Origin of the sequence: Flavobacterium arsenatis, assembly GCF_031456785.1 — a bacterium.
In the GTDB taxonomy this organism is placed as follows: domain Bacteria; phylum Bacteroidota; class Bacteroidia; order Flavobacteriales; family Flavobacteriaceae; genus Flavobacterium; species Flavobacterium arsenatis.
This window is the reverse complement of record NZ_JAVDVI010000007.1, coordinates 21,589-45,586: the sequence shown is the minus strand read 5'-3', so window position 1 is coordinate 45,586 and position 23,998 is coordinate 21,589. Positions and strand designations below refer to the sequence as shown.

The following is a 23,998-nucleotide window of genomic DNA, read 5'->3' as shown; positions in this document are numbered from 1 at the left end:
TATTATTTTTCATTTCTGGCTTCCATCTCAAAGAAACTCATTGGTTTTTGCTTGTAGATTCTAGAAATCAACGGTTTTCCATATTTTAAAATCTTTTGAATCATTACAAAATTATTCGGATAGTCCAAGAATGATTTGTTGGGCGAATTCCAAATCTTGAGAAATTCTTCTTGAGAGATATCTAATTTTTTCAAGACATAATTTTTGGTATCCTCTAACTTTTCAGGCGTTTCAAAAGGCTTGCTAATTTGCTCCAAAGCTTGTTCCCTGGTAATTGCATTACTTGCAACTTGGGCCGAAAGATGAATCAAGCGTTTGTCTATTCCGAATTTTTGAGGCAACCAATAGGACATCGCGAATTTTGTGAAAATATTTTCATGATGATGTCCTCCGTAATCCTGCCAATCATAAATCTCCATCAACAATTCCTTGGCTTCTTGTTTTTTATAATCGATATAATAATAAGGTCGGACTTCTTTTATCTTTTTTATATATCCATAATAAACCAAATTAATATTATTTAGGAAAGGAAAAGTCTTGAGCTTTATGCCGCTTCCAAATATTTTATGAACATGTTTCAGTTGCTTATAATCAGAATAGGTCCATTCGCGCGGTTGCTTTCCTTCTGACCTAAAATCATTTCCTCGTAAAATAAATTTTATATTTTCCCTATTGGCAATTTTATACAAAGCCCCTTTTATTGCCATATCTGTTGGCGTATCTATCCATGGCAATGAAGCTCTTACGTAACTTCTCAACAGGTCTTTTATTTCCTGATAATTGATGACGTAGGTTTCTAAATCGATGTTGAGCTTTTTAGTTATTTTCTGGATGTTTTTCACTGCAATATCTGTACTCCAACCATTATCGAGATTGACAGCCAAAGGCCTTAATCCATAAATATTTTTGGCAACGTGCAAAAGATAGGAACTGTCAACACCACCGCTAACACCAATGATGCAATCGTATCTGTTGTTTTTACCCTTCTCCTTAATATCTTCTACAATATTTTCCCATATCTCGGCTCCTTTTTCTCCTCTGGGAAAATTATTTTCCAATATTTTTTGCAAGTGATAATAATTTGAAACACCATCTGAATCAAACTTTATTCCGGGCACCGTATCGTTCCAAATTCCTTTTGTGCAAATTTTTATCATTTTCTCAAAACATTTAATTTTTCTTCCAAAACCGGATAATTTACCAATACTGCTTTTCTTTCTCCATGATATACAAAAAGGCTTCCTGCTGCCAAACCATTAACTGTAGTGTCTTTATGAATTTTCCTCATATCATTCAAATCCTTTGCTCCACCGAGAACCGTTATTGGGATTGTCAATACTGATGAAACTCTCTTTATCAAATCCGCATCATAGCCTGACATTGTTCCATCTTTTTCAATTGACTGAAGAATTATTTCCCCGGCTCCTGCTTGTTCCATTTGAAGTGAAAATTGCTCCGGACTTAAGGCTAAATTCTTTTTGCCTTGTCTGTACCAAACATATTCCTTGCCCCAAAAGTTTTTCCTTACATCTATGCAAACCACGATTGTTGATGATCCGAATTCAGCCGCGGCTTCACTTACAAAGGCTGGATTTTCGCAGGCAATGGTATTCAAAATCACCTTCTCTGCACCAGCTTCAATTATACTTTTTATTTGCTTGATGGTAGAAATTCCGCCTCCAACAGAAAAAGGCATATTGGCTTCTTCGCCAACATCTCTGACAAAATCCAATGAGATACATCGATTTTGAATAGTGGCATCGATATCAATAAAAACCAGTTCATCTGCTTCTAAATCATTAAAAATCTTTACTGCATTTATCGGATCTCCAATGTATCTATGCTTTTTGAATTTGGTTGACTTTACCAATCCTGAATCTCTTAAGAGCAATACCGGAATTATTCTAGGCCTGTACATCTTACTATAAATTTATAAAGTTTTTAAACAATTGTTGTCCTTGACTATGGCTCTTTTCCGGATGAAATTGCACACCAAAAATATTGTTCCTTTCGATTGCCGATACAAATTCATACGAATAATTTGTTGTCGTCAAAACATCTCTCGAATCATTGCATTTTACATGATAGCTGTGAACGAAATAAAAAGATTCTTCATCGGTTATTCCTTCTAATAAACTTGATTTTTTTTGCTTTATAGCAGAATTCCAGCCCGTATGAGGCACTTTAAACGCAAATTTATTGGCCATTTCAAACTTAACGACTTCTGCATCAAACCATCCAAAACCCGAAACATTGCCTTCCTCGCTGCTTTTTGCCATAAGTTGCATTCCGAGGCAGATTCCGAGAACGGGTTTGTTTTTTACCAAAACGTGCTCATTAATTGCATCCCAGAAATTGTTACTTTTTATATTATTTATTGCTGAACCGAAATGACCTACACCTGGCAGGATAATTTTATCTGCAAGAATAATATCATTTGGAGTTGCACTTATCTTGACATCCTTATTTTCTCTCTCTATTTTTCTGTAAATGGACTTTAAATTTCCCATTCCGTAATCTATAATAATGATCATAAATTTTATTTGTTTGTTATTTATGATGGAGCATTTCCTTATAAAGCTCTAAAATTTTATTTGCGATTGAAACTTCATCCAAACCTTTTTCTAAAATTTTGAGCCTGCCTTTTGTTTTTGATTCTGATTTTGCAAAATTTAGTGCTTTTGTCAAATCTCGACCAACTTCTATATCATTATAACTCGTGAGATAACAACCTGAAACATTATGAATTAGATCAGAAACATCTCCCACATCAGTACTTACCAATGGCGTTTTACAAGCCATCGCTTCTTTTATAAATTGTGGCGAACCTTCATTGAAAGAAGTCATAATTGCCACATCAACAGCATTAAAAAGCAAGGCAACTTCATTTCTGCCATATCCATTCAATTCTATAAGTTCTACATTTTTATTTTCTATTGATTCAACCGCCTTTCTTGCCAAATCATAATTTTTGACCTTATTATCAAAACTAGATGAGAATAGAATATAGGTTTTGCTTAATTCCAATTTCATCAACTTTCTACTTTCCTCTTTATCCATCGGTTTAAACAAGGAAACATCTATACCACAAGGAATTACCTCTCCTTTTATATTTCCTGCTTTTTCTTTCAATTTTTGAGATACAAAAATGTTTTTTTTGGATAAAAAAATACTTATTTTGGAAAGCAGAAATGCCTTTTTATCATTGATATCCGATCCATGATACGTTGTTACTACCGGAATTTTTCTTTGCAAAACCGACAATAATCCCGACAAGCCATAATGTGCATGTATTAAATCCGGTTTAAATTCTTTGATAGCTTGAAGCATCAAACTATAGTTTTTCAAATATCCTTTTATACCGCTTCCTTTTATGAGATAAAAAGAAATTTCTACTCCAATTTTCTTCAACGATTCTGCTTGATCTGTAATAAAACAGATGTTCTGTGAGTTTCCGCTGCAAACAATCAAGACTTTCATATCCTTCTAGCTTTAACTTTTTGCAATCTAAAAAACAGACCCAGGATTGCTCCAAGATATATAAAAATGACCATCTTGAACGTAACATGATACATCTGACCTCCAAAAGAGGTAAAGAACGGCAGGAATAAAAAAACTAGAAACAATGCTTTAAACCGATTCAAAACTTTGATGGGAATTTTAGTTTTTATATTTTTGAATTTCAAATAATTGCGATAAACCTCTACAAAAACCATAAAATAAAGCAACAAACCAACAAGCCCAATCGTATTTACGATAAGATTGTAATCAACGTGGAGGTTCCTGTCTCCAAACTTACCCTCTGCATAATTTCCAACTGAATTAAATCCTTCTAATCCAAAGAAACTTTTTATTGGATTTTGAAAGGATAGCGTTTCACTCCATACAAAACCTGTTTCAAGATATCTTGCTTCGCTTTCCAATGAGCCACTTTCAAATCTGCCGGATCTGGCTTCCAATCTTGAAAACAATAAATCTTGGTATAAAGGCATAGAAAGGATAAACACGAATCCTAGTATAAAAAGATACCTTGCTATTCTTTTCAACTGGAAAGTTAGGTACAATTGCATCAACAATCCTAAAACCACACCAACAATTGCTATCCTTTTTATGGAAAGCAATAAAATGACGAAATTGAAAAATGCCAGTGAGAAAACAATTATTGTATTTTTTTTGTTTTTAATGTTTTGAAACAAAAGTAAAGGCACAACCAGAATACTATAGGTAAAAAGATTCCAACTGTCTCTTAAATTCCCCACTAGAAAAGTATCTTCTTCGGAATAGACCGCTTCACCTAATTTAAAAACAGAACTTATTATAAAATTAATCATTAAAATTGCCAATACAATTACCATTGATTCATTGAGCTTTTTTAATCCTTTAAAAGAATTAAAAGTATTGAATCCGATAATAAAGGTCAGCATCGAAATAATAATTTTTAGCGATATGGATAATGATTGAGCTATATCAGTACTAAAAAGAACATTGATCAAGACATAGAAGCAAAAAATTAAATTCCACTTGTAATATTTTGTATTTTGAGGATTCTCGATTGCCAACTTGATAATTATAAACAACAAAAACAAGGCTCTAATGATAGGTATTACACCACCTTTTTCAAAGAATAAAAGCGAAATATCAATCAAGACATTTATTGGGATTATATATTGAATTAACTTTTTAAACATTAAATGATTGATGTTTTAAAGGTTTTGTTTATCATTATTTTAAGCAAGAAATAATTTAAAATCGAACACAAAAACATTGCTACGCAAGAACCTAAAAGTCCAAAATAGTTTGTAAAAATTAACTGCAAAACAACACACAAGATCAAAACCATCAAAGTCCTAATGTTATTTTCCTTATTCTTGCCCATCATTATGAGCATTCCTCCGCTCCAATATACCAATGCAAAAAACAAATAGCCTGTTAGGCAAATTACAAAATAGATGTAGGTACCTGCAAATTCCTCCTTGATAAAACTCGTCACGATTTTATAGGCCATCAACAACACTAAAAATTGTGCACCAACAATATAAAAATTCACCTTCTTAATCTTTCCTATCTTCTCTTTTAATTCTTGGACATCACCTTTTGTCCAAAATTCAGAAACAACTGGATTAATGTTTTGCATAATCAGACCAGGAAAAACGGCCAATGTTTTGACGAAAAAAACTATAAAACTGTATATTCCTAGTTCTTCGATTGGAAGAAAAATTCCAACAATAATGATATCAATATTGGCATTCATTACTGAAACAATTTCTGAAATATAGGTTTTAAGTCCGAAAGCAAAATTCTCCTTCACTTGAGCTCTAGTGAAATTGAAATCAATATTTTTCCTAACAGAGTAGATATTAAAAAAGAACAAACATCCTTCTGAAAACAAAAAGCAATACAATACAACTTCGATACTTTGCCCAGATAAAACTGTTGTTACTACGAATCCTAACAAAAGTAACCATCTCAAAATACGTTCTGTTGCCACTTTCTTCTGATCTCTTTTTCCTGAATAAAATGCCATAAAATTTTTATTGACATTGAAGAAAGGAAGTGCAAAAAAAGGAATAACGATGGCTTGCGAAATTGATTTTATACCCAAAACATTTGTTGCAATTTCATTCAAAAAAATAAACCCCGTACTTAGAAAGGCTGAAACCAAAAAAGTAAAAAATATATTAGATGTGAATAATGTATTCTCTTCATTTAAAGTTTTATTTTTTTCTGCAATTTTCTTTATCAGTGTGTTGTTCAATCCTAAAGCACAAAAAATGGAGGCAATGGTATAAAAAGCCATTGCCTTGTTAAAAAGCCCAAGTCCTGCTGTTCCTGATTTATAAACAATTATAAAATTAAGAAAAAAGCCACAAACAAATAAAACTATTTGTGCCATCAGAAGCCAAACAGTGTCTTTGGAGAATTTACTAACTAATAATATCTTTACATTATCCGTAAGATTTTTGGGTTTCAACATCATTCTACTTTCAAAATATGAAAATTACCTTTTTAAATTTATTTAAACGGATGAATTGCCGGATCTAATTTTACAAAAGGATGATAGTCCCCGTTCAAGGGCGTGATTGTTGCATTCCTTATCAGATGAATAATTTCTATTGATTCCCTTGCTTCTTCAAGTCCAAAGCCAAAACCATCCAAAATATGTTGGTAACTCGTGGTATGCAAATCCTTGAAACCATCACTAAACTCTATTTCTTCTCCCTCCATCTTGATGGATCTGTAAGTAGTTTGACCTTTCTCCTTTATTTCATTAGGCAATGTATTACAATTTATTGAAAGAAACCACCTAACTCTAGCATTTTGAAACTCCATGTATCCGGCAGCCCTATCATGAGTATGCAAATGAACTTTGTTGGTTTTCAAGCTACCGAAAATCCACGATAACATATCATAAAAATGTACTCCTATGTTGGATGCTACTCCTCCAGATTTTGCAGGATCGCCTTTCCATGAAGTATAGTACCAATGTCCCCTGGAAGTAATATAGGTTAAATCAATATCATACATTTTATCTTTAGGACCGTTTTCTATTTTTTTCTTCAGTGCAATGATACTAGGATGCAATCGGAGTTGTAAAATGGTGTACACTTTTTTCTTGGTCTCCATTTCAATCTTTTGCAAACCGTCCAAATTCCACGGGTTAAGAACCAAAGGCTTTTCGCAAATAGCATCAGCATTTTGGCGTAATGCGAATCTTATATTGGAATCATGCAAATAGTTTGGCGTACAGATCGAAACAAAATCCACTGGGCGGTTTTTTTCATACACTAACTTCGAAACGTGTCTGTCGAACCTTTCAAATTCAGTAAAAAAATCTGCATCCGGAAAATAGCTGTCTATAATCCCGACACTGTCAAATTTATCAAGTGCGGCAACTAAAGTATTATTGGTTTCTTTGATAGCTTGTAAATGTCTTGGAGCAATAAAACCTGCTGCCCCAATTAGTGCAAAATTCTTCATAGCGATGTCATTAAATTAAGCTTTTCTAACTTTTCCATTCTCTAGGATATACTCATCTTTCGTTTCCGAACAGACGGCTTTTCCTACGTCATCAAAGATTAATCTATGGCCATACTCGCTAACCCATCCTATTTGCTTGGCGGGATTGCCTACAAATAATGCAAAATCTGGAATTTCTTTTGTAATTACAGCTCCAGCTCCTACAAAGGCATATTGCCCGATGTCATTGCCACAAACTATAGTAGCATTTGCACCAATTGATGCCCCTTTTTTTACAAGTGTTTTTTGGTATTCTTCCTTCCGATTTACGGCACTTCTAGGGTTTATAACATTTGTAAAAACCATAGACGGTCCGAGGAAAACATCATCTTCACAAACAACACCTGTGTAAACAGAAACATTGTTTTGGATTTTCACATTATTGCCGAGGACGACTTGAGGAGAGATCACAACATTCTGTCCAATGTTGCACCTTTCACCGATTATGCAATTTGACATTATATGAGAAAAGTGCCAAATTTTAGTTTCTTTACCAATTTGACAATCCTCATCTATAAATGCACTTGCATGAACAAAGTAGTTTTTCATCATTAAATCAACATTTAAAAATAGTTTTGTTATAGGCAATGTAATAACTTACCTTAAAAACAAATATAATTATTAAATATTAACATTAATGATTTTTATAGAAATATATTTAACATAAAATTCACATTGAATTTACATTAAGCATTTTCTTTAATTTATCATCTGTTTTACCTCATCAAAATTCAATCCTCCATAGTTTCCAGAGCTCATCAAAAGTAACGCAATATGCTCTGAATCAAAATTTAAGCCATATAGAAATTGTTTAAAGGCTTCTGGATTTGTATAGATAATCAAATCCTTCCGATTGAAGGATTGTGCAATTTGTTCGTAAGTCACCTCTTCAAGTTGTTTTATTTTAACAGCATCTGGCGAATAGAAAACAACTGCTACATCGGCGGCATCGAGAGCTCCTTCATATTCTTTCAGGAATTCTGCATTCAAAGAGCTGTAAGTGTGAAGTTCCAGACAAGCCATAAGTTTCTTGTCAGGATATTGATCTTTCACGGCTTTGGTTGTGGCCGAAACCTTGCTTGGTGAATGGGCAAAATCCTTGTAGGCTACGTTGTTTTTGTTGGATGCAATTTTTTCAAGACGTTTTGAAGCTCCTTTGAAACTAGCTATTGCCTCGTAGAAATCAGCTTCATCGACACCCATATTTTGACAAATCCATTTCGCTCCAGCAAGATTATTCAAATTATGAGCTCCAAAAACTTCAATTGGCATTGCTCCATCTGGGGTTTCCAACAAGGTTGTGCCGTTTTCTACAGTATATTTCGGAGTTGAATAAGGCAGTTTTCGGATTGGATTAGTTGAAGCCTCTGCTACTCTTTTCACTTCAGAATCGTCTTCGTTATACACCAAAATCCCTCCATTTGTGATTTTTTGAATGAAGATTTCAAACTGCTCCACATAATTTTCATACGTTGGAAAAACATTGATGTGGTCCCATGCAATTCCCGAAATCAAGGCAATATTAGGCTGATACAAATGAAATTTGGGACGACGGTCTATTGGAGACGACAAATATTCATCTCCTTCCAAGACAATAAAATCGTTCTCTTCTGTGAGATGCACCATCGTGTCAAACCCTTCCAATTGAGCTCCAACCATGTAATCTACATTAATGTTATGGTAGTGCATCACATGTAAAATCATCGAAGTGATTGTGGTTTTTCCGTGAGAACCTCCAATAACGACACGAGTTTTGTTTTTTGATTGTTCGTATAAAAATTCGGGATACGAATAAATCTTGAGTCCAAGTTCTTGAGCCCTCAAAAGTTCTGGATTATCACCTTTTGCATGCATTCCAAGAATAACCGCCTCAATATCCGAAGTGATTTTCTCGGGAAACCAGCCCATTTCTTCCGGCAAAATTCCTTTTTTCTCCAATCGTGTTCTTGATGGTTCAAAAATGGCATCGTCGCTACCGGTAACTTTGTATCCTTTATTGTGTAACGCTAGTGCTAGATTGTGCATCGCGCTTCCGCCAATGGCTATAAAATGTGTTCTCATTTTTTTTGTTTATGAGTTTATGGGTTTATAAGTTTATGAGGGATGAAAAAATGCCTTTTAACCCTATAAACTTCTAAACTTTTAACCTATTTTCAAATTGTTTTTTTAAGTCTTCTGCTTTTTTAGGCTCCTTTAATTTTTTCAAATATAAATCATATAAGTTTTGAAACGAGGTTTTTGAATTTCCAATTTCATGAGCTTTTTTATAATGTTGTTCTGCAACCGTAAATCGCTTGAAGTATTCTGCAATTTTTCCTTTTGCAAGATAGCCGTCAACGGGTGAAAGTTGGTGTAATTCTTCGGCATATTTGGTTGCCTTTTTTTCGCTCCCGCCAACAATTCCGGGAAGTTGCAAATACAATTCTACCAAAGCCCATCTTGCATCAATATGTTTCGGATCTAATTTGGAAGAAGTTAGGAAGGCAGTCTCAATAGCATCAATCATCCCCAATGCCTTGAATTTATTGGCATCTTTAGCTTTCATTCCCATTGCACCACCAAATTTGTAATGGTAATTGGCATTTTTCGGAAACTGATTTTTCAGTTTTTCATAATATTCAATCGCCTTGTCCCAATCTTTGGCATGCCCTGCTATATCGCCAAGATATTCTATTGTCTTGGTATGATTAGGATATGCTTCCAGGTATTTTTCAAAAAGCGATTCGGCCTGACTGTACTTTTGCTGATTGAAGAGCTTTTCCGCCTTTTCAAAATCAGAAGCCATCATTTGGATGGAAAACAAAAAGATAAAAAAGTGTAGAAGCTTCATGTTGCTAAATTGATGGTCAAAAATAGTAAAATGCTGATAGAAAAGATTTATTTTTAGAAAATGTTTAGGTATATTTCCAAACAAAAAAACCGTTTCAATCACTTGAAACGGTTTTTCTCGAATTAATAAAATGAACCTTATTTAACGATCGTCATCTCATCTACAATGTGTTTTGCACCCGAATATTTGTCGATTATCCAAAGCACATAACGGATATCAACATTGATTGTTCTTTGCAATTTAGGGTCGAAGATAACATCTCCAGCCATCGCTTCAATGTTTCCGTCGAAAGCCAAACCGATCAATTCTCCTTTACCGTTGATCACTGGCGAACCTGAATTTCCTCCCGTAATATCGTTATCAGTCAAGAAATTAACGTGCATCGAACCATCTTTGTCAACATACTGGCCATAATCTCTTGCCTTGTTCATCTCAATGATTTTGGTTGGCATATCAAATTCATCATCACCTTTTTTGTATTTTTTCACCATACCGTCCATTGTGGTATAGTTGTTAATTTTGGCATCATTACGTTTGTCAGCCGGCAAGGCCCTTACCTTTCCGTAAGTCAAACGAAGTGTTGAATTGGCATCTGGATACTCAATTGCATTCAGTTTTGATTCACGCAAGCCTTCAACCAACAAACGGAAAGCCTTACCGAAGTCATTTTCCATTTTCGCTAAATCGTCCGATTTCGCTCTCATCTTTGTTTGCAAATCCACAGAAATCAAATACAATGGGTCGTTTTCGATTGTTTCATTCTTAGGATTTTTCATAAAAGCCTCCAAAGCCTCTTTTGAAGCAAAAATACTTTTCGCGAAAGCATCATTTACATCCTTTGTAAAATCGCCATTGTTGGCTTGTTTCAATTTAGCGATGTACGTTGGCAGACCGTAATTTGCACCTTTAGAAGCATACAGGTTCAATTGTGCAATCAACACATCTTTTTCCAACGGAGCATAAAACTCGCCATAATAATTTTCAATTGCACCTTGAATTCTAGGAAGCATTTCGGCTTTCTTCGCATCATTTTCTTTGTTGTAAGCAATCAATCCGTTACCAAGATTTGCCGGAAGCATACCTAAAGTGGCTGTTCTCATCAATTGTTGCAAATAACTGTCGTGTCCAGATTTTAAATCCGTAGCTTTATAATAGTTATTGATTGTAGCAACCACATTTCCGTATTTTGCCTTATTTTCCTTTTTATTTGCCCATTTGTCAAATTTCGCCTCTTGTCCAGCCTTTGTTTTAGCCGTTCCAAATTTTGACAACGCATCAATCATTCCTTGACGGTTTTTCCAATAATTGGCAGTCGAAGCATATTTTGAAGCATACATCAAGTTTACTTTTTCGTCCTTGTCCATATACTTTTTCATCACATCCATACCCGTTTTTGCACCTTCAACCCAAGCAGGATAAGCATATTTCACGTTTTGGTCGATTCCACCAGCCGGCATCCAACGGTTGGTTCTACCTGGATACCCCAAAATCATGGCGAAATCATTTTCCTCAACACCTTTCAAGCTCACAGGCAAATGGTGTTTTGGTTGCAAGGGAACATTCTCTGTAGAATATTCTGCCGGATTTCCATCCTTATCAGCATATACTCTAAACATCGAGAAATCTCCCGTATGACGTGGCCATTCCCAGTTATCGGTATCGCCACCAAATTTCCCAACGCTTTCTGGTGGAGTTCCCACTAATCGAACGTCTTTATAATCTTGGTACACAAAATAATAATACTCATTTCCTTGAAAAAAAGGACGAACAGAGACCGTATATTTCCCGCCTTCATCATTCTCTTTTTGGATTTTTGCTATTTCCTGATTGATGGCTTTTTCACGTTCCAATTCAGACATATTATCGTTTACAACACCTAGAATTCTTTTAGAGACATCATCCATTCGAACAAAGAAACGAACGTACAACGATTTTGGTTTCATCTCCTCTTTTCTGTTCGAAGCCCAGAAACCATTTTTCAAATAATTTTTCTCCTCTGTCGAAAGTTCCGCAATTGCATCATATCCACAGTGATGGTTCGTTAAAACCAAACCTTCTTTCGATACGATTTCGGCCGTACAACCTCCGTTAAATTGAACAATAGCATCCTTTAAACTATGATTGTTGATGCTGTAAATTTCCTCGGCAGTTAGTTGCAGTCCCATTTTTTCCATATCCCTATGGTTCAATCTTTCAATAAACATCAGGAACCACATTCCTTCATTTGCTTTCATACTGGCAGGAAGAGCCACCAAAGAAAGGGTCAGGAATAAAATAATTTTCTTCATTTTTATAAATTAATTAGTTAATCGATAGGCCTTAAAAAATTAAAACCTATTTTTTTTAAGCGTGCTAAGATACTTTTTTTTGAGAACCCAATTCCTATAAAAACATACAAACTAAAACGTTATAGTTGACATTTAACTTTTCTTTTAGAATATTTAGAATTTGGGCGAATGGCCGGGCTGTCCGTTCTATCTTTTCCCTGCTAAAGAAGCAGGAAAAAGGATGCCACTTCCATCCCTATCGCGGTTCTGTGCAAATAAAATGATTTGTTTGAGAAGAGGTAGAATTAAAAAAAAGAATGTTTCCTTAAAAAAAACTTAAGAGTCTAGAATATCCACTTAAATATTGTCAAAAATCCGATGATAGTAGTCAGAAGAATAGCTACTACGATTGATAAACAGCCGAATGGAATTAATTTATCTACAAAGGTTTCCTTATAGCTGTCTTCCGTTTTTGCTTTTTTCTTTTCAGTAGTAAATTGAATGTAGTGGATGAAAGTATCACTATTTTCATCTAGCCAATTTTCATCATCAAAAGGAATACTTAAAGTCGAATTATCGTCCAAATCTCTGGAAGCTTTTAATAGCTTAAGGGCAAATAATTCAATACCTTCCTTATTAGCTTTCACATGGCTTTCATCCGATGCTCCACCATATTGAAAAATCCCAAAAATGGCTTCTTCCCTCAGAACTTCTTCATGGAATTGGTCGATAATTTTTTGTAATTCTTCTTTTGTCAATTTTGTAAGTATCTAAAGAATTTTATTTAAATACCGCATTGAACAATGCCCCCATAAAAGCAAATCCCAAAGTATCACCCGTATTCGAATAATAAAAATTGTCATTTCCTGCCAAAAAGCTACAAACAGGATTGGCAGTCACTCTTTGAGAGGTATAGTTTCCTTGATTCTGAATGTAATCGTAGTTGAAAATGCTGTTCATATCATAGACAGAAACCATCGAAACATCCTTGAAGTGCTTCATATCAACTTTAAAGGTAATATCCGAAACATCCAGTTTGCTCCAATCGTATTTTGATGGCGTGATTTTGAAATAAGTTGAATCCTGAACATTCTGAGAATATCCTGCAAAACCAAACAATAAAAACAATACGATTAGCTTTTTCATACTATGGGTTATTTTCTTCGTTCAACATTTTCCAAAGCTTATCTTTCAATTCCGTCAACCCTTGTTGGGCAACCGAAGAGATAAACATATACGGAATATCTTTGAAATCCTTGTCCAACTGAACTTTCAATTCTGCTTTTAGCTCATCATCAAGCATATCGCATTTTGAAATTACCAGCATTCGCTCTTTGTCGAGCATTTCAGGATTGTATTTTGTCAATTCATTCACCAAGATATCATATTCGGCCTTGATATCCGGAGTATCAACGGGAACCAAGAAAAGCAACGTCGAATTTCTTTCGATGTGACGCAAGAAATAATGCCCGAGACCTTTTCCTTCCGCAGCACCTTCAATAATTCCAGGAATATCGGCAATCACAAACGATTGATAATCACGATAGGCCACTATTCCTAAATTAGGCTTCAAAGTCGTAAAGGGATAATCGGCAATCTTTGGTTTTGCAGATGTCAAAACCGACAGCAAAGTAGATTTTCCTGCATTCGGAAAACCAACCAAACCAACATCCGCCAACACTTTCAATTCCAAAATCATGTCCATCTCTTGAGACGGCAGACCTGGTTGAGAATACCTTGGCGTCTGGTTCGTCGAACTTCTAAAATGCCAGTTACCCAAACCACCTTTTCCACCTTGGGCTACGATTCTTTTCTCGCCGTGTTCTGTAATTTCAAATAAAATTTCATTGGTTTCTTTATCGCGAACTACAGTTCCTAAAGGCACTTCAATAAATTTATCTTCTCCGTCGTGACCTGTACTTCTGTCTCCTCCTCCATCACCACCATGACCGGCTTTGATGTGTCGGGCAAATTTTAAATGGAACAACGTCCATAAACTTTTGTTTCCAACCAAATAAACGTGACCACCACGACCACCATCTCCACCATCTGGACCACCTTTTTCAATAAATTTCTCTCTATGCAAATGCGTTGAACCTTTCCCTCCTTTTCCGGATGAAACATATATCTTAACGTAATCTACAAAATTTCCTTCTGTCATTTTTTTAGTTTTCAGCTCTCATCTCAGTTTTACAACTGTGACTCATAACTATTTATTTCCGCAATGATTTTACCATTACTTTGTCAATCTTTACACCATCCATATCAATAACTTCAAGTTCGAAATGGTTCCAGATTAGTTTTTGTCCTTGTTTTGGAATATAAGACAATTCCGTCATAATCAAACCGCTAACGGTTGTAACTTCGTAATCGTTTATGAGTTCATCAAGCTCGAAATAGGTAAGGAAATCGTGCAACGAATAATGTCCGTCAACCAACCACGTTCCATCCTCTCTTTCCACAAGTTGAAAATCTTCTTTATAAAAATCTGAAGCATCTCCAACCAAGGCTTCCAAAATATCATTCAAGGTAATTACACCTTGAAAAACACCGTATTCATCCGAAACAAAAGCATAATGAATGCCACTTTTCTTGAAATTCTCCAAAGCTTTGTAAGCCGTGGTTTGCTCCATAATAAAAGGTGCATCGGTCATTATTTCATTCAGATTGAAATCGTCCTTTTCGATATTTGCGAAAATATTTTTAAGGTTTACAACTCCAACAATGTCGTCATAATTATCGCCATAAACTGGATAAATCGAATGCAATTCTTTCAGCATCATGTTCCTAACTTGATTCTTATCAGAATTCAAAGGAAGGAAAACCACTGATTTTCGATGCGTCATCAGCGAATTTACTTTTCGATCTCCGATATGAAAAACACGCTCCACAATGTCCTGCTCAATTTCCTGAACCTCTCCGCCTTCGGTTCCTTCCTTGATGATGGCCTTGATTTCTTCCTCGGTTACTTTACCCTCGGCAGATGGCTTTATCATCAAAACCTTTAGTAAAAATTCTGTAGAAACTGTTAGTAACCAAATGAAAGGGGCTGTGATGATCGATATAACTTTCATCGGCAAGGCCACCGCTTTCGCAATTGCTTCGGGATGATTCAAACCAATTCTCTTTGGCAATAATTCTCCTAAGACAAGCGAGAAAAAAGTAAGTATCACAACAACAATCCCAACGGCAATTGAATCTGCATAAGGTCTTAAAGATGTAAATCCTTCTACAAAAACCTTTACATCGGTTGTGATTTTATCTCCAGAAAAGATACCTGTTAAGATTCCGATTAGTGTAATTCCAATTTGAACGGTCGATAAAAATTTATTAGGCGAATTGGCCAATTCCAAGGCCGCTTTCGCACTTGCATTTCCTTTTTTTGCAGCATTTTCCAAACGGTTCTTTCGGGCAGAAATCAGTGCAATCTCTGACATCGAGAAAACGCCGTTTAGTATGATCAGGAAAAGAATTATAAGTATTTCCAATGTATGGATTGTTCGTTAGTACTAGGTTTTTGTATTGAAAATTATAAACTTTCAATCACTTTGCTCAATCGTTCTGTGATTTCCTCGATTGATCCTATTCCGTTTACCGGATAGAATTTATTTTTTCCTTTGTAATAATCCATCAAAGGAGCTGTTTTTTCGTTGTATTCTTGGTAGCGGTTTCTGATTTTTTCCTCGTCTTGATCATCAGGCCTTCCAGAAGTTTTTCCTCTTTCCAACAATCTTTCTACCAAAATTTCATCATCGGCTTCCAAAGCAATTGTAGCTGTAATTTCTTGCTGTTTAGAGCTCAAAAAAGCATCCAATGCTTCTGCTTGTGCAATTGTTCTTGGAAAACCATCAAATAAAAAACCTTTTGCATTTGGATTTTTATCCACTTCGCTTTGCAACATTTTAATGGTTACTTCATCCGGAACCAAATCGCCTTTGTCCATAAAAGTCTTTGCCAATTGTCCTAATTCTGTATCGTTTTTGATGTTGAACCTGAAAATATCTCCTGTCGAAAGGTGAACCAAATTGTATTTTCCTTTTAAAAATTCTGCTTGTGTTCCTTTTCCAGCTCCCGGTTTCCCGAATAAAACTATGTTAATCATTTTGTTGTGTTAGTTGTATGTTGTGAGTTAATTGTTATTCGTTGTAAGTTGTGAGTTATATGTTATTGGTTTCAAATCTAAAATCTAAACTCTAAAATTAATTACTCCGCAAGTTGATAGACATCTGCCAAATTTCTTCCCAGGCCGTCATAATCCAATCCGTAACCAACAATAAATTTGTTCGGGATTCTGATTCCTACATAATCCAGCTTGATGTCTTTTTTATAAGCCTCTGGCTTGAAGAACAAGGTTGCAATCTTGAAATGCTTTACGTTTTGTGCCTTCAGAATATCTTTCAAAACCTCAATTGTGTTTCCAGTATCAACAATATCTTCTACGATAACGACCGTTCTTCCTGTCAGATCTTGGTTCAAACCAATCAATTCATTTACAGAATTTGTCGTTTGAGTACCTTCATACGAAGCCATTTTTACAAAACTAACTTCACACATTCCGCGGTAATGCTTCATCAAATCGGCCAAAACCATAAAGGAACCGTTCAAAACACCTATGAACACAGGAATTTCATCAAAAAAATCATCATCCATTTGTTTTGCCATATTTACCAATGCAAAATCAATTTCTTCTGCCGAAATAAACGGAACGAAGTGCTTGTCGTGGATTTGTATCACAATAAATCGTTTTAAGTATAAGGTGCAAATATACTAAAAACCCGAGCAGCTATTTTATAATTAATTTCACATTTATTATATTTTTATTAATGTTAAAAAATTTCTAATATTCAATCAATTAAAGAGGTAGAAAAAATAAAAGCTGTAATTTCAAGCTTGAAAAAGAATAAACCCCTAAATTTTCACAAGCTATGAAAATCAAAACACTACACTTTTTGTGTTTGTCCGTTTTGGCATTTGCCTCCTGCAACGGACAAATTTCGAAAGATGAAAAAGAAAAAGCCTCCAAACAAGGACCTACTACCGTGAAAACTGCCGTTGGCGACATCACGCTTCCAGCTCCTTACTCATCAAAATCTGTAACCAAACGAAGTGGCATGAAAGATTGGCCAGACGGCAGAACCCCAATCGCTCCCGAAGGCTTCACGGTTACCAAGTTTGCAGGCGATTTAAAGAATCCTCGTTGGACTTATATAGCTCCAAACAACGATGTTTTTGTCGTAGAAAGCAACACCTTCAACAGTGCAAACCGAATTACCGTTTTCCGAGATGCCGATAAAGACGGTACTTTCGAAACCCGAAAAATCTTCAAGGAAGGTCTCGACATGCCTTTTGGAATGCTTATCTTGAAAAACTCTTTTTACATCGCAAATACCGACGGATTATACCAATTCCCTTATAAAGAAGGCGATTTGAAGCTCCAAGGAGAAGGGAAAAAGATCGTCGAACTTCCTGCCGGAGGCTACAACAACCACTGGACAAGAAATTTGCTTTCCAATGCCGATGGTTCAAAAATCTACATCTCGGTTGGTTCTGCAAGCAACAATGCCGAACACGGAATGGAAGTCGAAAAACGCCGGGCCAATATCCTAGAAATCAATCCTGACGGAACCGGTGAAATCGTTTATGCAAGCGGATTGCGAAATCCCGTAGGAATGGATTGGAATCCGGCAAACGGTGAACTTTGGACAGCCGTTAACGAACGTGACGATTTGGGCGACGAACTTGTTCCTGACTATATCACAAGCGTCAAAAAAGACGGATTCTACGGATGGCCTTACTCCTATTTCGGTCAGATTCACGATCCTAGAATGAAAGGTCAAGGGAAGGATTTGGTTGCAAAAGCCATCGTTCCAGATGTTTCCGTAAATGCCCATACGGCTTCGCTTGGTTTAGCATTTTATGACAAAGATGCTTTTCCAACTCAATATAAAAACGGTGCTTTCGTGGGCCAACACGGTTCTTGGAACAGGTCGAAATTGAGTGGCTACAAAGTGCTTTTTGTTCCTTTCAAGGACGGAAAACCTTCTGGAAAACCACAGGATTTCCTAACCGGATTTATTGCCGATGAAGAAAAAGCCGAAGTCTTTGGTCGTCCAGTTGCCGTAACCGTCATGAACGATGGTTCGCTTTTGGTAAACGACGACAGCGGAAACACGATTTGGCAAGTTAGAGCGAATAAATAATTGTAGGAGCGAATCGCTCGGGCAAAAAATAATCCATATTCCTGCTGGATGCACTATCTTTTGTTCTGAACCCCAGAACAAAAGGATAGTTGCAACCATCAGGGCTATTTAGTCATTCATAAACCAGAAACAACCCAAAAAAATGCCCAATAAATATTTCATTTGGCTATCATTTATCTCTTTAAACCTTTTTGCACAGCAAAAATCCACCGACACCATTCCTAAGTCACAAGTCCTCAAGGAAGTAACAATAAGCAATTTCCATATCAACGACAGTTTGCTCAATGCTCCAGCTTCAATAGGAATTCTCTCCGAAAAAGAACTACAAGCCAATAACCACACTGATATTTCCGTTGCCTTAAACCGAATTCCTGGCGTTTATATGCAATCGGCAAACATGACAACCAACAGAATTTCCATTCGCGGAATTGGAGCGAGGACACCCTACGGAACAAACAAAATTCGAGCTTTTTACGGCAATATTCCGCTGACTTCAGGCAACAGCGAAACCACCATCGAAGACATCGACTTAGAAAACATTAGCCAAGTTGAAATCATCAAAGGACCACTTTCCAGCATTTACGGAGCAGGTTTGGGTGGAGCGATTTTGATTTCACCAAAAAATAATCTGCATCAAAATACAGCTTCAATCAGTACGGTTCACGGTTCATTTGGATTGGTAAAAAACACTTTAACTTATGGATTAAACACCAATTCCTCCAGCCTCAACATCAGCTATCACAATCTAAAAACCGATGGCTGGCGGGAAAACAGTTCCTACAACCGCGAAGGAATCACGTTTGCAGGCGAATTATTTCGAAAGGAAAAAAGCAAGTTCAGCTATTTCTTCAATCATACCTACTTGAAGGCGTTTATTCCGAGTTCCATCAACAAGGAAATGTTTGACAATAACCCACAAGCCGGTGCTCCAACTTGGGTAGATTCAAAAGGTTTCAAGCAATATAAATCGGTTTTGGGAGGACTTTCATATGAATTTGAAATCAACAAAAACTTTAGAAATGCCACTTCGATTTTCATAAATTACAAAGACAATAATGAGCCGAGACCTTTTGATGTGTTGCGTCAATATAATTTTGCTTATGGAGCCCGAACAGCTTTTACAGGAAATTTTAATATCGGAACAATCAAGAGCAATTTCAATTTCGGAGCAGAATATTTTCGGGATGATTACACTGGAAAAACATTCGAAAATCTATATGAAGAAAACAATAATTTAGGAAGCTTACAAGGCAATCAACTGACACAGAACTACCAGAAGCGGAATTTCTACAATGCTTTTGCCCAAATGCGTTTTGCTTTTTCCAATCAACTCGAGCTCCAAACCGGATTGAATGTCAACAAAACTGAATTCGAATTGGACACTACTTTTCCGACCGAAGATGTCTTTGCCGAAACTTATAGTTATGACGCCATCTGGTCGCCTCAAGTTTCGCTTTTATACAAACCAAGTTCCTTAAAAACGATTTACATTTCGGCAAGCCGAGGATTTTCGCTTCCAAGCGTTGAAGAAACTTTAACAGCAAATGGAACGATCAACTCGAACATCAAACCTGAAAGCGGTTACAACTTTGAATTGGGTGGAAAGTTTTATTTCTTAAACAGAAAACTATACACGGAATTTTCAATGTATTCGATGCAAATCAACGATTTACTAGTTGCTCAAAGAATTGGCGATGATCAATATGTTGGTATAAATGCAGGCGAAACTTTGCATCAGGGGATAGAATTTTCAGCAGATTATACGATTAAGATGAATGATTTCCTGACTATAAATCCTTTCGTTTCTGCCTCAATTGGAAACTATGAGTTCAAAGAATTTATTGATAACGATAATGATTTTTCGGGAAATGAATTGACCGGAATTCCGTCGAATAAAGCAAATGCAGGAATAACTTTCAACACAAAAATAGGATTCTACCTTTCAGCCGATTATCAATTTGTGGATGAGATTCCGCTGAACGATTCTAATTCGGTTTACAGCGAAAGCTATGAAATAATCAATTTAAAAACAGGTTATAATTTTGAATTATTCAAAGGATTTACTTCCAAGATTGCTTTTGGAGTCAACAATATCGGAAATGAAAAGTACGCCTCGATGGTTTTGGTGAATGCAACTGCTTTTGGAAACGCAACGCCAAGATATTACTATCCCGGACTTCCTGTGAATTATTATGGGAATGTTAGTTTTGAATATACCTTTTAGGAAAATATCTTTACTTTTACTGTTCTAACCAATCCTGATTTGCAACAAATTTCAATCTTCATACAAGCATTAGAAAACAGCACGGCACATCGACCAATTCGCGATAGATTGTCGGGAGAAGTCATTGATAATCTCGAACTGTTACCTGTTTTGATGGAAATTGCTTTTGATATTAACAACAAAAACCATTACAAAGCCTGTTGGACATTGGAACTTGTTCTGGAACACAACATCAATTGGCTGTCGGAATATTTGGATGATTTCTGCGAAAAGCTTCAGCACTACAAACATGAAGGTGCCATTCGTTCCATTTCGAAAATTTGTATGTTTTCGGCAAAGCAACATCTGAAGGACAAAAAGAAAGGTGGTGATTTTCTTACCGAAGACCAATCCCAACAAATTATTGAAAATTGTTTTGACTGGCTCATCAACGATGCGAAAGTTGCTTCGAAAGTATATGCCATGAGAACCCTTTTTGAATTCGGAAAACTTCACGATTGGATTTATCCTGAACTACAAGAAATACTTCCCAAAGATTTTGCATATCATTCGCCAGCCTATCATTCGGCTTCCAAGGAAATTTTACAGAAGATAGCGAAGACAGGATCTAACAAGAAATAAAAAAAACCTCCTAAAGAAAACTTCCAGGAGGTCATCATGACACATTAACAAAAACCACTTTATCCTGTATCTTGATATTTTTATAATTTGATTTACTAAATTTCAGCAAACAAATTTCGACAAACTACATGTGCTTCATAAAAATATCGTGGAAAATTGCGTGACAGGATTTGGGAAATAGCGTGATTATCAAAATAAAAAAGATGGCTAATTTTTTCTTTATTAAAGAACTTATCAAATTCAACTTATTCCTTTTTAGGTAATACTCAACCTAAAACAAATTTTTAATTTAATTTAATAATTGACAGCCTAAAATTTTACTAAATTTGAGAAAATCAAAACCCTTATCAAATGGACAGTTTCACATTTCAGGAAGACGTTAAAACCTATTGCGTAACGGCAAGCAGTTTCCCAGAAGGCATTCAAGCCGCTCACGAAAAATTACAAGCATTGCTTCCGCAAAATGATCGCAGAAATTATTATGGTGTTTCATGGAAAACCCAAGACGGATCCATCATCTATAAAGCCGCCGCCTCTATTATGGATACTGACGGAACTGAACTATCAAACCTTGAAACCTTCACGATCAAAAACGGACCTTACAATAGTTTCTTCATAGCCAATTATGCCGAAAACCTAGACGGCATCAAAAGAGCTTTCGATTTGCTGCTGGAACAACACGAAGTAGATCCAAACGGATATTGCCTGGAATGGTATATTGATAGGGATGTAAAATGTATGGTGCCTCTGGGAAAAGAATATCAGTCTTTTACAGGGTTGAATAAGGAGTAATAACCAATATTCGGCAGTTCTTCATAAGCATTGAAGAGTCTGTCCTTCTTTTTGCGGGAGACGTTCAAACAATTCTAATCCTCAATTAAATCAAGGAATCAAAACAGCTGTTTTGATTTTTATAGGAAAACAATGAAAATAAAAATGAAAATAAAAGACATAATTGATGTCCTCGAAGAAATGGCACCATTGGCTTATGCCGAAGATTTTGACAACGTTGGATTGCTTGTTGGTGACCAAAACGAAGAATGTCAAGGCGTTCTAGTCTGTCACGATGCATTGGAAAGCGTAATTGAGGAAGCCATTACTAAAAATTGCAATTTGGTAGTGTGTTTTCATCCGATATTATTTTCAGGTTTGAAGAAAATTACGGGGAAAAATTATGTCGAACGTTCGGTCTTGAAAGCCATCAAAAATGATATTGCGATTTATGCCGTTCATACAGCATTAGACAACCATAAAGAAGGCGTCAACAAGATATTTTGTGATGCTTTGGGATTGATTAATACCAAAATTTTAATTCCGAAAACCAATTTCATCCGAAAACTCATTACTTATACAACACCCGAAAATGCCGACCAAGTAAGAAATGTACTTTTCGAGGCTGGAGCTGGAACAATCGGAAATTACGATAATTGCAGTTTTAATTCTGAAGGAACTTTTACTTTCAAGGGAAATGAAAACAGCAATCCCGTTGTTGGTGAAAAAGGAAAATTGCATACCGGAGCCGAAATCAAGATAGAAGTGATTTTCGAAAAGCATTTGGAAAATAAAATATTGAAAGCACTTTTTTCCAATCATATCTATGAAGAAGTCGCTTATGAAATTTACGATTTGCAGAACTCCTATCAAAACATAGGTCTCGGAATGATTGGCGAGCTCCCAACTGCTTTAACCGAAAGGGATTTTATGCAATTTGTAAAAGATAAAATGCAGGCAAATGGCATACGCCACAGCGAATTTCTAAACAAGGAAATCAAAAAAGTTGCCGTTTTAGGAGGTTCAGGAAGTTATGCGATAAAAAATGCAATTCAGGCTGGAGCCGATGCTTTTTTGACTGCCGATTTGAAGTACCACCAGTTTTATGAAGCCGAAAATAAAATTTTATTGGCCGATATCGGACATTTTGAAAGTGAACGTTATACAAAAAATTATATTGTTGATTATCTTATCAAAAAAATGCCTAATTTTGCATTCATTTTATCAGAAGAAAATACAAATCCAGTTAAGTACTTATAGAATATGGCGACTACAAAAGAATTGAGTGTTGAAGACAAGTTAAGAGCAATTTACGATTTACAGTTAATTGACTCCCGAATTGACGAAATCAGAAATGTTAGAGGTGAACTTCCTCTTGAGGTGGAAGATTTAGAAGATGAAGTTGCCGGGCTAAAATCTCGTTCTGAAAAATTAAAAGCAGATTTGGACGTTATCGAAGAGCAAATCAAAGCAAAAAAGAATGCTATCGACGAGCACAAAGAAGCAATAAAAAAATACACAAAACAACAGGAAACTGTTCGTAACAATAGAGAATTCAACTCTTTGACTAAAGAAGTTGAGTTTCAAGAGCTAGAAATCCAATTGGCTGAAAAGCAAATCAAGGAAATGAAAGCTTCTATTGAATACAAAAAGCAAATCATTGCAACATCATCTGAAAAATTGGCTCAAAAATCATCTCATTTAGAGCACAAAAAATCTGAACTAGATGCGATTATGGCTGAAACTGCTAAGGAAGAAGCTTTCCTGACAGAAAAATCAGCTGAATTCCAAGCTCAAATCGAAGAAAGATTATTGGCTGCCTACACAAGAATTAGAACAAGCGTGAGAAACGGTTTGGCAGTGGTTTCAATAGAAAGAGGTGCTTCGGCAGGTTCTTTCTTTACCATTCCACCACAAACGCAAGTTGAGATTGCGGCAAGAAAAAAAATCATCACCGATGAGCATTCTGGAAGAATCCTGGTTGACAGTGTTCTTGCAGAAGAAGAAAGAGAAAAAATGGAAAATTTATTTTCTAGTATCTAATACCACGAACCACGCCAAAAGCGTG

The 23,998-nt window shown here is 35.8% G+C and carries 23 protein-coding genes; 6 read left to right on the top strand and 17 right to left on the bottom strand.

Annotated features, from left to right (window positions below; translation table 11 throughout):
• Nucleotides 1-2 precede the first annotated feature (2 nt).
• The 17 genes from J2X31_RS09160 to hpt form a co-directional block, all read right to left on the bottom strand.
• A complete protein-coding gene (locus tag J2X31_RS09160; protein ID WP_310026232.1) occupies nt 3-1,157 on the bottom strand; it encodes an N-acetyl sugar amidotransferase in 1,155 nt (384 codons plus the stop codon).
• Nucleotides 1,154-1,918, bottom strand: coding sequence for an AglZ/HisF2 family acetamidino modification protein (locus tag J2X31_RS09155; RefSeq protein WP_310026230.1), 765 nt, complete (start codon nt 1,916-1,918; stop codon nt 1,154-1,156). Before J2X31_RS09155 ends, J2X31_RS09160 begins: the two co-directional genes overlap by 4 nt.
• A gap of 4 nt (nt 1,919-1,922) precedes the next feature.
• Nucleotides 1,923-2,534, bottom strand: a complete 612-nt coding sequence (gene hisH, locus J2X31_RS09150; RefSeq protein ID WP_310026229.1) for an imidazole glycerol phosphate synthase subunit HisH — start codon at nt 2,532-2,534, stop codon at nt 1,923-1,925.
• 16 nt (nt 2,535-2,550) lie between these two features.
• Nucleotides 2,551-3,480: a glycosyltransferase gene (locus J2X31_RS09145; RefSeq protein WP_310026228.1), complete on the bottom strand. Its 930-nt coding sequence runs from the start codon at nt 3,478-3,480 to the stop codon at nt 2,551-2,553.
• The gene (locus tag J2X31_RS09140) at nt 3,477-4,688 is read right to left on the bottom strand and encodes a hypothetical protein (protein ID WP_310026227.1); all 1,212 of its coding nucleotides are present in this window, start codon (nt 4,686-4,688) and stop codon (nt 3,477-3,479) included. Before J2X31_RS09140 ends, J2X31_RS09145 begins: the two co-directional genes overlap by 4 nt.
• Nucleotides 4,688-5,974 (bottom strand): oligosaccharide flippase family protein, encoded by a 1,287-nt coding sequence (locus J2X31_RS09135; protein WP_310026226.1) that lies wholly within the window; start codon nt 5,972-5,974, stop codon nt 4,688-4,690. The genes J2X31_RS09140 and J2X31_RS09135 overlap by 1 nt, the downstream gene beginning before the upstream one ends.
• 38 nt (nt 5,975-6,012) lie before the next feature.
• Nucleotides 6,013-6,978: a Gfo/Idh/MocA family protein gene (locus J2X31_RS09130; protein WP_310026225.1), complete on the bottom strand. Its 966-nt coding sequence runs from the start codon at nt 6,976-6,978 to the stop codon at nt 6,013-6,015.
• 15 nt (nt 6,979-6,993) lie between these two features.
• Nucleotides 6,994-7,566 (bottom strand): acyltransferase, encoded by a 573-nt coding sequence (locus tag J2X31_RS09125; protein ID WP_310026470.1) that lies wholly within the window; start codon nt 7,564-7,566, stop codon nt 6,994-6,996.
• Between the two features lie 150 nt (nt 7,567-7,716).
• Nucleotides 7,717-9,078 (bottom strand): UDP-N-acetylmuramate--L-alanine ligase, encoded by a 1,362-nt coding sequence (locus J2X31_RS09120; protein ID WP_310026224.1) that lies wholly within the window; start codon nt 9,076-9,078, stop codon nt 7,717-7,719.
• A gap of 73 nt (nt 9,079-9,151) precedes the next feature.
• The gene (locus J2X31_RS09115; RefSeq protein WP_310026223.1) at nt 9,152-9,847 is read right to left on the bottom strand and encodes a tetratricopeptide repeat protein; all 696 of its coding nucleotides are present in this window, start codon (nt 9,845-9,847) and stop codon (nt 9,152-9,154) included.
• Between the two features lie 137 nt (nt 9,848-9,984).
• Nucleotides 9,985-12,135, bottom strand: a complete 2,151-nt coding sequence (locus tag J2X31_RS09110) for a S46 family peptidase (protein WP_310026222.1) — start codon at nt 12,133-12,135, stop codon at nt 9,985-9,987.
• Nucleotides 12,136-12,458: 323 nt separating this feature from the next.
• Nucleotides 12,459-12,872, bottom strand: a complete 414-nt coding sequence (locus tag J2X31_RS09105; protein ID WP_310026219.1) for a hypothetical protein — start codon at nt 12,870-12,872, stop codon at nt 12,459-12,461.
• Nucleotides 12,873-12,894: 22 nt separating this feature from the next.
• Nucleotides 12,895-13,260 carry a hypothetical protein gene (locus J2X31_RS09100; RefSeq protein WP_310026215.1) on the bottom strand — a complete coding sequence of 122 codons (366 nt, stop codon included), beginning with the start codon at nt 13,258-13,260 and terminating at the stop codon, nt 12,895-12,897.
• 1 nt (nt 13,261) lies between these two features.
• The gene (obgE, locus tag J2X31_RS09095) at nt 13,262-14,275 is read right to left on the bottom strand and encodes a GTPase ObgE (RefSeq protein ID WP_310026213.1); all 1,014 of its coding nucleotides are present in this window, start codon (nt 14,273-14,275) and stop codon (nt 13,262-13,264) included.
• Between the two features lie 52 nt (nt 14,276-14,327).
• On the bottom strand, nt 14,328-15,602 hold the full coding sequence (locus J2X31_RS09090; protein ID WP_310026211.1) for a hemolysin family protein: 1,275 nt from the start codon (nt 15,600-15,602) through the stop codon (nt 14,328-14,330).
• Between the two features lie 41 nt (nt 15,603-15,643).
• A complete protein-coding gene (locus tag J2X31_RS09085; protein WP_310026208.1) occupies nt 15,644-16,216 on the bottom strand; it encodes an adenylate kinase in 573 nt (190 codons plus the stop codon).
• A gap of 101 nt (nt 16,217-16,317) precedes the next feature.
• The gene (gene hpt, locus J2X31_RS09080; protein WP_310026206.1) at nt 16,318-16,848 is read right to left on the bottom strand and encodes a hypoxanthine phosphoribosyltransferase; all 531 of its coding nucleotides are present in this window, start codon (nt 16,846-16,848) and stop codon (nt 16,318-16,320) included.
• A 191-nt stretch (nt 16,849-17,039) separates the two neighbouring features.
• Between hpt and J2X31_RS09075 the strand changes: the two genes are divergently transcribed.
• The 6 genes from J2X31_RS09075 to J2X31_RS09050 all read left to right on the top strand — a co-directional run bounded on the left by J2X31_RS09075 (nt 17,040) and on the right by J2X31_RS09050 (nt 23,973).
• Nucleotides 17,040-18,314, top strand: a complete 1,275-nt coding sequence (locus J2X31_RS09075; protein WP_310026204.1) for a PQQ-dependent sugar dehydrogenase — start codon at nt 17,040-17,042, stop codon at nt 18,312-18,314.
• A 142-nt stretch (nt 18,315-18,456) separates the two neighbouring features.
• The gene (locus J2X31_RS09070) at nt 18,457-20,538 is read left to right on the top strand and encodes a TonB-dependent receptor (RefSeq protein WP_310026202.1); all 2,082 of its coding nucleotides are present in this window, start codon (nt 18,457-18,459) and stop codon (nt 20,536-20,538) included.
• A 39-nt stretch (nt 20,539-20,577) separates the two neighbouring features.
• Entirely contained in the window at nt 20,578-21,159 is a 582-nt protein-coding gene (locus tag J2X31_RS09065; protein ID WP_310026200.1) for a HEAT-like fold family protein, read from the top strand.
• Nucleotides 21,160-21,510: 351 nt separating this feature from the next.
• Nucleotides 21,511-21,951 carry a hypothetical protein gene (locus J2X31_RS09060; RefSeq protein WP_310026197.1) on the top strand — a complete coding sequence of 147 codons (441 nt, stop codon included), beginning with the start codon at nt 21,511-21,513 and terminating at the stop codon, nt 21,949-21,951.
• 144 nt (nt 21,952-22,095) lie between these two features.
• Complete coding sequence (locus J2X31_RS09055; protein WP_310026195.1) at nt 22,096-23,190, top strand: Nif3-like dinuclear metal center hexameric protein; 1,095 nt, start codon at nt 22,096-22,098, stop codon at nt 23,188-23,190.
• 3 nt (nt 23,191-23,193) lie between these two features.
• Nucleotides 23,194-23,973, top strand: coding sequence for a zinc ribbon domain-containing protein (locus J2X31_RS09050; RefSeq protein WP_310026193.1), 780 nt, complete (start codon nt 23,194-23,196; stop codon nt 23,971-23,973).
• Nucleotides 23,974-23,998: the final 25 nt, after the last annotated feature.

Excerpts from the sequence above, each read along its gene's own strand:
- J2X31_RS09155 (WP_310026230.1), bottom strand. The coding sequence starts at position 1,918 with ATGTACAGGCCTAGAATAATTCCGGTATTGCTCTTAAGAGATTCAGGA.
- J2X31_RS09140 (WP_310026227.1), bottom strand. The coding sequence starts at position 4,688 with ATGTTTAAAAAGTTAATTCAATATATAATCCCAATAAATGTCTTGATT.
- J2X31_RS09160 (WP_310026232.1), bottom strand. The coding sequence starts at position 1,157 with ATGATAAAAATTTGCACAAAAGGAATTTGGAACGATACGGTGCCCGGA.
- J2X31_RS09130 (WP_310026225.1), bottom strand. The coding sequence starts at position 6,978 with ATGAAGAATTTTGCACTAATTGGGGCAGCAGGTTTTATTGCTCCAAGA.
- J2X31_RS09055 (WP_310026195.1), top strand. The coding sequence starts at position 22,096 with ATGAAAATAAAAGACATAATTGATGTCCTCGAAGAAATGGCACCATTG.
- J2X31_RS09120 (WP_310026224.1), bottom strand. The coding sequence starts at position 9,078 with ATGAGAACACATTTTATAGCCATTGGCGGAAGCGCGATGCACAATCTA.
- J2X31_RS09060 (WP_310026197.1), top strand. The coding sequence starts at position 21,511 with ATGGACAGTTTCACATTTCAGGAAGACGTTAAAACCTATTGCGTAACG.
- J2X31_RS09135 (WP_310026226.1), bottom strand. The coding sequence starts at position 5,974 with ATGTTGAAACCCAAAAATCTTACGGATAATGTAAAGATATTATTAGTT.
- J2X31_RS09100 (WP_310026215.1), bottom strand. The coding sequence starts at position 13,260 with ATGAAAAAGCTAATCGTATTGTTTTTATTGTTTGGTTTTGCAGGATAT.
- obgE (WP_310026213.1), bottom strand. The coding sequence starts at position 14,275 with ATGACAGAAGGAAATTTTGTAGATTACGTTAAGATATATGTTTCATCC.
- J2X31_RS09085 (WP_310026208.1), bottom strand. The coding sequence starts at position 16,216 with ATGATTAACATAGTTTTATTCGGGAAACCGGGAGCTGGAAAAGGAACA.
- J2X31_RS09125 (WP_310026470.1), bottom strand. The coding sequence starts at position 7,566 with ATGAAAAACTACTTTGTTCATGCAAGTGCATTTATAGATGAGGATTGT.
- J2X31_RS09110 (WP_310026222.1), bottom strand. The coding sequence starts at position 12,135 with ATGAAGAAAATTATTTTATTCCTGACCCTTTCTTTGGTGGCTCTTCCT.
- J2X31_RS09145 (WP_310026228.1), bottom strand. The coding sequence starts at position 3,480 with ATGAAAGTCTTGATTGTTTGCAGCGGAAACTCACAGAACATCTGTTTT.
- J2X31_RS09075 (WP_310026204.1), top strand. The coding sequence starts at position 17,040 with ATGAAAATCAAAACACTACACTTTTTGTGTTTGTCCGTTTTGGCATTT.
- J2X31_RS09070 (WP_310026202.1), top strand. The coding sequence starts at position 18,457 with ATGCCCAATAAATATTTCATTTGGCTATCATTTATCTCTTTAAACCTT.
- hisH (WP_310026229.1), bottom strand. The coding sequence starts at position 2,534 with ATGATCATTATTATAGATTACGGAATGGGAAATTTAAAGTCCATTTAC.
- J2X31_RS09115 (WP_310026223.1), bottom strand. The coding sequence starts at position 9,847 with ATGAAGCTTCTACACTTTTTTATCTTTTTGTTTTCCATCCAAATGATG.
- J2X31_RS09050 (WP_310026193.1), top strand. The coding sequence starts at position 23,194 with ATGGCGACTACAAAAGAATTGAGTGTTGAAGACAAGTTAAGAGCAATT.